The sequence below is a fragment of the Novosphingobium sp. UBA1939 genome (assembly GCF_002336885.1).
Classification (GTDB): Bacteria; Pseudomonadota; Alphaproteobacteria; order Sphingomonadales; family Sphingomonadaceae; genus Novosphingobium.
Genome location: NZ_DDFB01000033.1, coordinates 1 through 10,435, shown reverse-complemented (window position 1 = coordinate 10,435; position 10,435 = coordinate 1). Strand labels below are relative to the sequence as shown.

Annotated in this window: 11 protein-coding genes; 3 read left to right on the top strand and 8 right to left on the bottom strand. The window is 64.5% G+C overall.

Annotated elements, in window-relative coordinates; translation table 11 throughout:
• From B3547_RS05260 to B3547_RS05235, 6 genes are all read right to left on the bottom strand, one after another.
• Positions 1-146, bottom strand: a 146-nt coding sequence (locus B3547_RS05260) for an SDR family NAD(P)-dependent oxidoreductase (protein ID WP_292960911.1), incomplete at its 3' end; no start/stop codon positions are given.
• Positions 143-607, bottom strand: coding sequence for a beta-lactamase hydrolase domain-containing protein (locus B3547_RS05255; protein WP_124810208.1), 465 nt, complete (start codon positions 605-607; stop codon positions 143-145). The genes B3547_RS05260 and B3547_RS05255, both read right to left, overlap by 4 nt.
• 11 nt (positions 608-618) lie before the next feature.
• Positions 619-1,491, bottom strand: a complete 873-nt coding sequence (locus B3547_RS05250; protein ID WP_292960906.1) for an amidohydrolase family protein — start codon at positions 1,489-1,491, stop codon at positions 619-621.
• 288 nt (positions 1,492-1,779) lie between these two features.
• Positions 1,780-3,900, bottom strand: coding sequence for a PQQ-dependent dehydrogenase, methanol/ethanol family (locus B3547_RS05245; RefSeq protein WP_292960909.1), 2,121 nt, complete (start codon positions 3,898-3,900; stop codon positions 1,780-1,782).
• An 85-nt stretch (positions 3,901-3,985) separates the two neighbouring features.
• Positions 3,986-4,168, bottom strand: a complete 183-nt coding sequence (locus B3547_RS05240; RefSeq protein WP_292960904.1) for a hypothetical protein — start codon at positions 4,166-4,168, stop codon at positions 3,986-3,988.
• A gap of 64 nt (positions 4,169-4,232) precedes the next feature.
• Positions 4,233-5,771 carry a class I adenylate-forming enzyme family protein gene (locus B3547_RS05235; RefSeq protein WP_292960901.1) on the bottom strand — a complete coding sequence of 513 codons (1,539 nt, stop codon included), beginning with the start codon at positions 5,769-5,771 and terminating at the stop codon, positions 4,233-4,235.
• Between the two features lie 289 nt (positions 5,772-6,060).
• On the opposite strand from B3547_RS05235, the gene B3547_RS05230 reads away from it, so the two are divergent.
• The 3 genes from B3547_RS05230 (at position 6,061) to B3547_RS05220 (ending at position 9,257) form a co-directional block, all read left to right on the top strand.
• On the top strand, positions 6,061-6,816 hold the full coding sequence (locus B3547_RS05230; RefSeq protein ID WP_292960898.1) for an IclR family transcriptional regulator: 756 nt from the start codon (positions 6,061-6,063) through the stop codon (positions 6,814-6,816).
• A gap of 12 nt (positions 6,817-6,828) precedes the next feature.
• Entirely contained in the window at positions 6,829-8,016 is a 1,188-nt protein-coding gene (locus B3547_RS05225; RefSeq protein ID WP_125956375.1) for an LLM class flavin-dependent oxidoreductase, read from the top strand.
• A 209-nt stretch (positions 8,017-8,225) separates the two neighbouring features.
• A complete protein-coding gene (locus B3547_RS05220) occupies positions 8,226-9,257 on the top strand; it encodes an aldo/keto reductase (protein ID WP_125956372.1) in 1,032 nt (343 codons plus the stop codon).
• Between the two features lie 81 nt (positions 9,258-9,338).
• Here B3547_RS05220 and B3547_RS05215 read toward each other — a convergent pair whose 3' ends face one another.
• Positions 9,339-10,040 carry a site-2 protease family protein gene (locus B3547_RS05215; protein WP_124809177.1) on the bottom strand — a complete coding sequence of 234 codons (702 nt, stop codon included), beginning with the start codon at positions 10,038-10,040 and terminating at the stop codon, positions 9,339-9,341.
• Positions 10,037-10,435, bottom strand: a 399-nt coding sequence (locus tag B3547_RS05210) for a thymidine kinase (protein WP_292960891.1), incomplete at its 5' end; no start/stop codon positions are given. The genes B3547_RS05210 and B3547_RS05215, both read right to left, overlap by 4 nt.

Sequence of the window (10,435 nt, the reverse complement as noted above, 5' to 3'; positions counted from 1 at the left end):
GCGGCCGCCGCCTGTTCCAGCAGGTCTGCGCGGCGCGCGATCAGCGTCACCGCCGCGCCGGCCTGCGCGCAGCTCGTGGCGCTGGCGCGGCCGATCCCGGTCGATGCCCCGGTGATGACGACATGCTTGCCCGCAAGGTCGGTCATCGCGCGGTCCCGGCGATGAAGGCGGCCCAGACTTTCGCCTCGGGCCGGTCGCTGCCGTCGGGCGACCACTGGCGCTCCATGATCGCGCGCGCTTCCGGTTCGGCCATACCGCGATGGTCGCGATTCAGCCGGTAGAGGAACGCGGAAACGCGCCAGTTCATGATGCAGTGGACGTGGACCGGGCGCGGGCCTTCCTCCACCGCCTTGCGAAAGGCGGCGAAGTGATCCTCGCCCGGCGCGTCGAACGGCACCGGGATGTGGGTATAGGCGATCCCCTGCCCGGTCAGCTTGGCGCCTTCGTCCGCCAGCGCCTCGGGATGGGTTTCCAGCGCGAGGTTGACGACGTGGCGCACGCCCAACGCCGCCAGCCGCGCCACGTCCTTGTCCTCGATCCGGCCGGAGGTGGTGATCTCCGCGTCGAGCCGCTGCCAGGCGCGGATGTCTTCGGGATCGCCAGCCATGGCCCCCTCCGTCAGGCCAGCCCGAGCACGCGGGTGGCGTTGTCCTTCATGATGCCGGGCAGGACCTCCTCCTTGAAGCCGACCTTCAGGGCCGCCTCGATCCACTTCTGTGGATGGATCAGCGGAAAATCGCTGCCGAACAGCATCTTCTTGCGCAGCTGCGTGTTCGCGTACTGGATGATCTGCGGCGCGAAATATTTGGGCGACCAGCCCGAAAGGTCGATGAACACGTTGTCCTTGTGCAGCGCCATCGACAGGCTTTCGTCCACCCACGGCCAGCTGGGATGGGCGAGGATGATCTTCATGTTGGGAAAATCGACCGCCACGTCGTCGACCAGCATGGGCTGGCCGTACTTCAGCCGCACCCCGCCACCGCCGCGCATCCCCGTGCCCATGCCCGAATGGCCGGTGTGGAAGATCGCGGGCAGCTTGTATTCGTTGATGACCTCGTAGATCGCGTAGCCGACCTGCTCGGCCGGGTGGATGTTCTGCATGATGTGGTGGAACTTGAAGCCCCGCACGCCGTGGTTCTCGATCAGATCCCGCGCCTCGCGCGCGCCCAGCTTGCCCTTGTGCGGATCGATCGAGGCGAAGGGGATGCAGATATCGTCATGCTTCGCGGCGAATTCGGCGATCTCGTAGTTCGACAGGCGCTTCGCGCCGATGCCGCTCTCGCAATCGACCGTGAACAGGCAGAAGGCGATCTGCTGTTCGCGGTAGATCTCGACGATCTCGGGCATCTTGGGCCGTTCGCGCGGCGCCTTGAAATAGGCCGAGGCCGCATCGAAGAACTTGCCCATGATCGGGTCTTCGGGATCGTGGCACGAAACCTCGGCATGGACGTGGACGTCGATCGCCTTGATCTTGGTTAGGTCGATGGGCATGGAGCTACTCCTGAAAAATGTGGATCTGGACGGCCCACCCCCAACCCCTCCCGCAAGCGGGAGGGGTTGGGGGTGGGCATTGCGCCCCGTTCGTCACGACGGGATAATCACCGTCTTCGTCTTGGGATAGGACCTTGATGCCCTGGTGGCCCGGTCGTCCATCACGCTTCCGCTCCATGAAATATTCAAGTCCGTGAAAAACGCGTGGTAAGCGAGACCTATCCCTTTTTCCAGCGCAAACCGACGCGGTACGGGGACGACGCCGGACCGCTCCCGTTCGCCGTCTTGTCAGCCGCCTTGCGCGGCCAGCGCCTTGTCCTCGTTGGCGCGCTTGATCACGTAGAGCCGGATCGTCTCGATCTGCGCCGGCGTCAGCACCGGCGACCAGGCGATCATGCCGTTGTCCTTCAGCGCGCCGTCGTGCACGATCATCTGCCACGATTTGGGATCGGCCAGGAAGCCGCTGCGGCGCAGATCGGGCACCACGCCCCCGCCGATCGCGGCATCGCCGTGGCAGACGTTGCAATAGCGGCCGAAGTGCTGCGCGCCTTCCGCCACTTGCGCGGGCGTGCCGGCCAGCGCGGGCGGATCGAGCGGCAGTTCGTTCAGCGCCGGAGCCGGCGGCAGGCTGGCCTTGCCGCCGATCTTGAACACCAGCAGGCGGCTGACGTTGCGCACCGGGCCGGATTTCTCGGCGAGGATGCCGGTCGCCAGCGGCCACACGCCGCCCCAGCCGGCCAGCACCGCGACGTATTGCTCGCCGCCCGCCATGAACGTGACCGGCGCCGCGACCACGCCGGTCTGCGCGGGGAACGACCACAGCTCCTTGCCGTCCTTGATCGAATAGGCCGCGAACGTGCCCTTGGCGTTGCCCTGGAACAGCAGGCCGCCGCCGGTGGCCAGCAGGCCCCCGTTCCACGGGCCGGGGAAGCTGACGCGCCAGCGTTCCTTCTGCGCCACCGGGTCCCAGGCGATGATCGCCCCGGTGGTGGCGGCGCGCGCCTCGGCGCGGACCTTGGCGTCGGCCGGCATCGCGCTCGCCGCCTGATCGATGCCCACGTTGAAGCCGACGGGCGAAGGCTTCCAGTTCTTGTCCGGAAAATAGGGGAACGCGGCAAACTGCGCGGGGATGAACACCAGCTTCTGCGCGGGATCGTAGGCCATCGGGTGCCACGAATGCGCGCCCGCCGCGCCCGGCGTGCTGATGAAGGGCTTGCCCGTCTTGTCGTAGCGCGAATCCGGGTTTTCGATCGGCCGGCCGCTCACCGGGTCCAGCCCGGTCGCCCAGTTCACCGGCGCATAGTTGTTGCCCGAGATGAACTGGCCTGTCACGCGGTCGATCACATAGAAGAAGCCGTTCTTCGGCGCGTGCATCAGCACCTTGCGCACTTTCCCGCCGATTTCGAGGTCGGCCAGCATGATGTGCTGCGAAGCGGTGAAGTCCCAGGTTTCGCCCGGCGTTTCCTGGAAGTGCCAGACGTACTGGCCCGTCTTCGCGCGGATCGCGACGACCGAGGACAGGTAGAGGTTGTCCCCGCCGCCCGGCGAACGGTACGACTGGTTCCACGGGCTGCCGTTGCCCACGCCGATGTAGAGCAGATCGGTGGCCGGGTCATAGGCCATCGAATCCCAGACGGTGCCGCCCCCGCCCAGCTTCCACCATTCGCCGTGCCAGGTGGATTCGGCCTTCTTGAGGTATTCCTCGGTGTTCTTCCCCGGCTGATCGGGCACGGTATAGAACCGCCAGACCTGCTTGCCGGTCTGCGCGTCATAGGCGGTGATATAGCCGCGCACGCCCATTTCGGCGCCGCCGTTGCCGATCAGCACCAGCCCGTTGATCACGCGCGGCGCGCCGGTGATGGTATAGGCCTTGGTCTGGTCGACCGTCACCGTGGACCACACCTGCCGGCCCGTGGCGCGGTCCAGCGCGATCAGCCGGCCGTCCAGCGTGCCGAGATAGAGCTTGTCGCCCCATGCCGCCAGGCCGCGGTTGACCACGTCGCAGCACGCCTTCACCGCGGTTTCGCCGGGCACCTTGGGATCGAACTCCCACAGCAGCTTGCCCGATACCGCGTCATAGGCCTTGGCCTTTGACCACGCCGTGGTGATGTAGATCTTGCCGTCGATCACCAGCGGCGTGGCTTCCTGCCCGCGCGCGGTATCCATGTCGGCGGACCAGGCCAGCCCCAGCGAGCCGATGTTGCCCTGGTTGATGCGGTCGAGCGGGCTGAAGCGCTGCTCGTCATAGGTGCGGCCATAGGAGAGCCAGTCCACCGCGCTGGCGGCCTGGATGCGCGCGGCGTCCACCACGCTGCGGGCGCCACCGTTTGCCGCCGTCACCATGTCGCTGGCGGTCAGCGTTGCCAGCAGCACCGCGCCCGATGCCAGCGCCCACCGGATTCCACGCATCATTCGCATCTCGCATCCTCTCCCGTCGGCCGGCTTCCGGCTCGGATTCGCGCCCCGTTCAAGGGGTTAGGTCGTAAACTCATAATCAGCAGGCTCGAGGCGTCCAAATGGCGAACATATCGGGCCGAAAGGCGCGCCGCGAAGGCTGGTTGCCTTTGCCAGCGCCTTTCGGTTCGAGATGGAAGCCATTTGAACGTCCCGCAGGGATTTGACCAAAATGGCCCAGCGCGGCGTCGGAGCGGCTTGAAATATCGACATATTCCTGCACCCCTCCTCCTTGCGCCGTGCCATTTTGCTTCAAACCTCGAGCCTGCTGATTATGAGTTTACGACCTAGTTAACCATCCGCTGGGCGTCACCCCAATACTTCACGCGCAGCGCCTTCTTGTCCATCTTGCCGGCGGCGGTGCGGGGAATGGCGTCCACGAACTCGACCGACTTGGGCGCCTTCACCCCGCCCAGGCGATCCTTGGCATAGGCGATGATCTCCGCGCCGGTGATGCCCTCGGCCACCACCACGGCGTGGACCTGTTCGCCCCACTTCTCGTGCGGGATGCCGAACACGCAGGCCTCGCGCACTTGCGCCAGTTCGGTAACCGCGGCCTCGACCTCGGCGGTGAACACGTTGAACCCGCCGGAGACGACCATGTCCTTCTTGCGGTCGACGATGTAGTGGAAGCCGTCGTCATCGCGGATCGCCATGTCGCCAACGGTGACCCATCCGCCTTCCTTTACCGCCTCGGCCGTTTCCTCCGGCCGGTTGAGATAGCCGTTGAAGGTTGTGGGGCCGCGCGCGAAAAGTTCGCCCGGCGTGCCATTGGGCACCGGTTCGCCGTTCTCGTCGCGCAGTTCCACCTCTATGCCGTAGAACGGCACGCCGACGCTGTGCGGCTTGCGCAGGTGATCTTCGGGCCGGATGTTGCAGACGAAGCCCACTTCGGTCGATCCGTAGCTCTCGTTGAGCAGGTCCTCACCGAAATAATCGATGATCTGCTCCTTGGTCGTCTGCGGAAGAGCGGCGGCGTTGGAGATGATCGTCCGGAGCCGATGAGTGCCCTTCCATTTGTCCAGCGTTGCCTGCGGCAGGTCGAATATGCGGTGGAAATGGGTGGGCACCATGAACACGCCGTCGATGTCGCCCTGGCCTATACGCGAAATCATGAACTCGGGATCATAATGGCCGAGCAGGGTGGTCGTGCCGCCGAACACCAGCGGCGCGTAGCAGAACGCGAAGCCCGCCCCGTGGTATTGAGGCGACAGCGCCAGGAAATGGTCGCGGTAACCGAAGCAGTTGTATTCGGCCTGCATGATCAGGAAGGCGAGGCCACGCCCCCGATGCGACAGCATAACGCCTTTCGGCATGCCGGTGGTGCCGGAGGTGTAGGAAATCGAGAAGGTGTGATCTTCGGGAACGTAACCGGGAACAAAGCTGTCGCTCGCCTGCGCCAGCAGGTCATCCCATTGCGTGCCGAGTTCGAACAGCTTGAGGTCGCGCGCCCGTTCGTCGGACACCAGGTGGCGCGTGGACGGATGGCAGACGATTGCCTTGGGCCGGCAGTCATCGAGGATACGCTCCAGTTCCGGGCGGGTGAGGCGGGGATTCAAGGTCGCGACGATGATGCCGAGATCGGAGAGGCCCGCAACGAGTTCCACGTATTCGAGGCAGTTCGGCGAGAGCACCGCCACCGTATCGCCGAAGCCAAGGCCCAGGCCGGCAGCGATGTTGGCGGTCTTGTTGATCCGTGAAACCAGCTGCGAATACGTGAGCGAACGGTTTTCGAAGATCAGGGCCGTCTTGTTCGTTGACCGTGCATTCGCGTTCCTGATGCCACGGCCGAGCGTCAATTCTGCACGCGCTGGGTGATTCGTCATCGGATTTCCTAGATTGCTACATCGATTATCCAGAACGCATCGGCGTATATTCATAAATACAAGCCGAGATTTCTTGGATGATAAAATACACAGCACCAAAACGACATCAATTTGCGTTCTATCGCTCTGTAGTTACTTATTTGTTCTATTAACTATTTCATGGCTGTACAACCTTGTCAAGCGCATCTACAATCATGTCTTGTTCGTCTATATTTATAGATAGACGTTGTAAGGATTGCGTGTGCCAGTCGCCGCGCCTGCGGCGTTTGGTGCTGCCGGAAGGGCATTCATGGTTCGAGCGTCGGTCAGTCAGTCGGTAGAGCGTACGGTGCAGATCCTCGCCCTGTTCGAGGCCGAGCGTCGTCCGCTCCCCCGTCTCTTCATCGCCGATGCGCTCGACATGCCGCGTTCGAGCGTCGCTGCCCTGCTGCAGGGATTGACCGAACTCGACATCCTGCTGCTCGATCGGCGCACCCAGACCTATTTCCCGACCGCCCGGCTTGGCCGGCTGGCGGGCTGGATCGACCAGCTGTTCAGCGTCGATCCCCAGGTATTGGCGCTCGCCAAGCAATTGCAGCAGGCGACGCTTGAAACGGTGACGCTGGCCACGCCGCTCAATCAGGCGCTGGAGGTAATCGATGTCGAACTCGGCCTTCATCCGGTTTCCTACATCGCAACCGTCGGCCAGGTCGTGCCGCTCTGGGCATCGGCTGTCGGCTACGCCTGCCTGTCGATGGAGAGCGACAAGACGATCGCCGAGATGCACCGGCGTTCTGCTCCTGGCGATACGGCCGCGCCGTCACCCGCCGCGCTGGCGACGATCATGGACGCGGTGCGCAAGACGCGAGCAGACGGTTATACGCTGTATATCGGCAGCGTCGCATCCGACGCGGCCACAATCGCCGCGCCCTTGCCTGTGCCGGAAGGCGCGCGGGCGCTGGCCGTTGCCATTTCCGGGCCAACCAGCCGCATCGTCGCCAACGAGCGAGAACTCGCCCGGGAGATGAAGCGCGCCATCGAATCTCTGAATACGTCACATCGTTAGAAGGACAGCACCATGACCAATCCGATCTCCATGGCGGATATGCGGTTCGGGAATTTCATTCCCCCCATTCACGTCCGCCCCGAAAATCCCACGCTGTTGCTCGACCGCGACATGCAGGTCATCCAGCATCTCGACACTCTCGGCTACGATGAATCGTGGATCGGCGAGCACCATTCGGGCGGTGGTGAACTGATCTCGTCGCCCGAACTGATCATTGCGGTGATGGCCGAGCGAACGAAGTCGATCAAGCTGGGCACCGGCGTCAATTCGCTGCCTTATCACCACCCGCTGATTCTCGCCGACCGCTGGATGCAGCTTCACCATATGACTCGCGGCCGCGCCATGTTCGGCTCAGGGCCAGGGTCGCTGCCGTCCGACGCCAAAGCGATGGGCATTCCCGTGGCCAAGCAGCGCGATCGGATGGAAGAGGCGCTGGCCTGCGTCGCGAAGCTGATGCGCGGCGAAACCGTCAGCTACAAGTGCGAATGGTTCGAACTGGTCGAGGCGAGCCTGCAGCTTCGTCCCTATCATAACATCCCGGTCGAAATGACGACCGCCTGTGTCGTTTCACCCTCCGGGCCGATGGCGGCGGGGCGCAACGGCACGGCGATGATGACGCTGAGCGCCACCGCACCGGCCGCGCTCAAGGCCGCCTCGGCCAACTGGCAGGTCGCCTGCGATATCGCCGAGGCCAATGGCCATGTGATGGACCGGCGCGGCTGGCGCATGGTTGGCCTGTGCCACATCGCCGAGACCAAGGATCAGGCGATGAAGGACATTGAATATGGCATGATGGACTGGATCAACTATTTCAGCACGATCGGCACCTTGCCGATGGTGCCCGAGGAGGGGAAGGACGATCCGATCGGCTACATGATCGAGAACGGCCTTGCCGTGATCGGCACACCGGACGAGGCGGTGAAGCAGATCGAGCGCATCTGGGAGGCCTCGGGCGGTTTCGGCTGCTACTTGATCGCCGACACCAACTGGGCTCCGTTCGATGCCAAGCTCAAGTCCTATGATCTTTTCGCGCGCTATGCGATGCCCGAGATCAAGGGCATGAACAAGGGGCGCGACATTTCGCACGACCGCATTGTCAGCCAGCATGCACAGTTCGTGGCTGACCAGCGCAAGGCCATGGATGCCCAGTTCGCCAAACTGGAGAAGGTGAAGGCGGACATCGCGAACCAGCCGAAATAGGCGGCGTTGGTACCCGCAGCCGGCGCAGCGGATGCTGCGTCGGGAACCGCGAGGATCGTAGGCCGGAAGCATGGGCCGGCCCGGGAGGCGAAGTGTGTCTCCTCCTCGCGCGACAACAGCTTTCGTTCACTCGAGCCTGCTGCGCCGCGGTCAGCTTCCGGCATTGGTGAGCAGCGTGCATCGGGACGATTTCAACAGGAGTATCTATCGTGGAACATCGGCAACTGGGACGAGCGGGGCCGCAGGTGCCCGTGCTGAGCTTCGGCACGGCGACCTTCGGCGGGCTCGGCGATTTCTATCGGCAATGGGGCGCCACCGACGTCGCGCAGGCGCGTCGGCTGATCGACATCTGCATCGAGGCAGGCGCCAATTTCTTTGATACCGCCGACAGCTATTCCCAGGGCCTGTCCGAGGAGATATTGGGGCAGGCGCTGGCAGGGCGGCGGAACGCGGCGATCATCTCGTCCAAGATGGCGTTGCCGATGGGGGACGGGCCTGACGATTTCGGCACCTCGCGAAAGCGCGTTGTCGAAAGCTGCGAGGCCAGCCTGAAGCGGCTCGGCACCGATCATATCGACCTTTATTTCATGCACAGCTTCGATGCCATGACGCCGGTTGAAGAGACGCTGCGGGGGATCGAGGACCTCGTCACCAGCGGCAAGATCGGCCATGCCGGCGTTTCCAATTTTTCCGGGTGGCAGGTGATGAAGGCGCTTGCCGCCGCCGACCGCGAACAGCTCGGCCGCTATGTCGCCTATCAGGGGTATTATTCGCTGATCGGGCGCGAATATGAGTGGGACCTGATGCCCCTGGCGGTAGATCAGGGCATCGGCCTGATGGCCTGGAGCCCGCTTGGCTGGGGGCGGCTTACCGGCCGCATCCGGCGCGGCGAACAGGCAACGTCCGGCAGGATCGCGGAAGGGCGGGGCGCCTATGGGCCGCCGATCGACGACGAGCACGTCTACGACGTGGTCGACGAGTTGGACCGGATCGCGGAAGAAACGGGGAAAAGCGTCTCCCAGGTGGCACTGAACTGGCTGCTCTGCCGTCCCACGGTAGCCAACGTCGTGGTCGGCGCCCGGACCGAGCAACAACTGCGCGAGAATCTGGGAGCGACCGGCTGGCGGCTATCCGACGAGCAGATCGGCAGGCTGGATGCCGTCAGCCACCGTGAGCCGATCTATCCTTACTGGCACCAGCGGCACTTCCCCCAATTGACGCCCCAGCCAACGCCCTGGTGATCGGCGAGAGCGCCTGGCGACGATTCACCAGGCGTGGGGATGGCACCGCTCTATCGCTGACGGCGGGGTGGCTGCCTGTCGCTAGTTCATTTCCGGCCCGGCCACGGCCTGCGCGATGGCCTGATACCCGTTTCCGAGCCATTGCACCGGGGGCAGGATCAGGCGATCGACAATGTGCAGGTTCGGCGCGATCTGCGGCAGCACGAACAGCAGCAGGATCATGATGGGCAATCCGTAAGGCCGCATCCGCGCATAGGCCATGGCCGCGCGATCGGGCAGCAGCCCCTCGACGATATGGGAGCCATCGAAGGGCGGCACCGGCAGCAGGTTGAACACCGCCAGGAAGATGTTCAGCGCGATGAAGTTCTGGAGATTGGCGGCGAGGAACAGCAAGGCCGTTCCAGGTTGCGCCGCATCCGTGGTGAAACGGGCGAGCAGGCCAAGGCCGATCGCTCCCAGCAAGGCGAGCACGAGATTGGTGCCGGGGCCTGCCGCCGCCACGATCATCATGTCGCGGCGCGGGTCGCGAAGGCGCCGGGCGTCGACCGGCACCGGCTTGGCCCAGCCGAACACCGGCGCCTTGATCAGCGCCAGAAAGCCCGGAAGGATCACCGTGCCCATGGGATCGACATGGCGCAGGGGATTGAGGCTCAGCCGGCGCTGTTCGCGCGCGGTCGGGTCGCCCAGCAGACCGGCGACCCAGCCGTGCGCCACTTCGTGAAACACGATCGCCAGCACCAGCGGCACGATCAGTGTCGCCGCTTGCCACATCGTATCGCTCATGGATGCAAAGCCTCGCTGAAATGGCGCCGGCAGAGCGCGACATAGCGGTCGTTCCCGCCGATCTCGGTTTGCGCGCCGGCCCTGACCGCCGCGCCGTCGCTGTCGACGCGCAGGTTCATCGTGGCCTTGCGACCGCAATGGCAGACGGCCTTCAGTTCGACCAGCGCATCGGCAATGCCCAGCAGCGCGGCCGAACCGGGGAACAGCTCGCCCCGGAAATCGGTGCGCAGTCCATAGCAGAGAACGGGGATACCGGCCTCGTCCGCCACGCGCGCCAGCTGCCACACTTGCGGCCCGGAAAGGAACTGCGCTTCGTCGATCAGCACGCACGACAGCGGCTGCACCGCGTGGGCGGCGGTCACGCGCGCCCACAGGTCGGTGCCCTCGTCGAACAG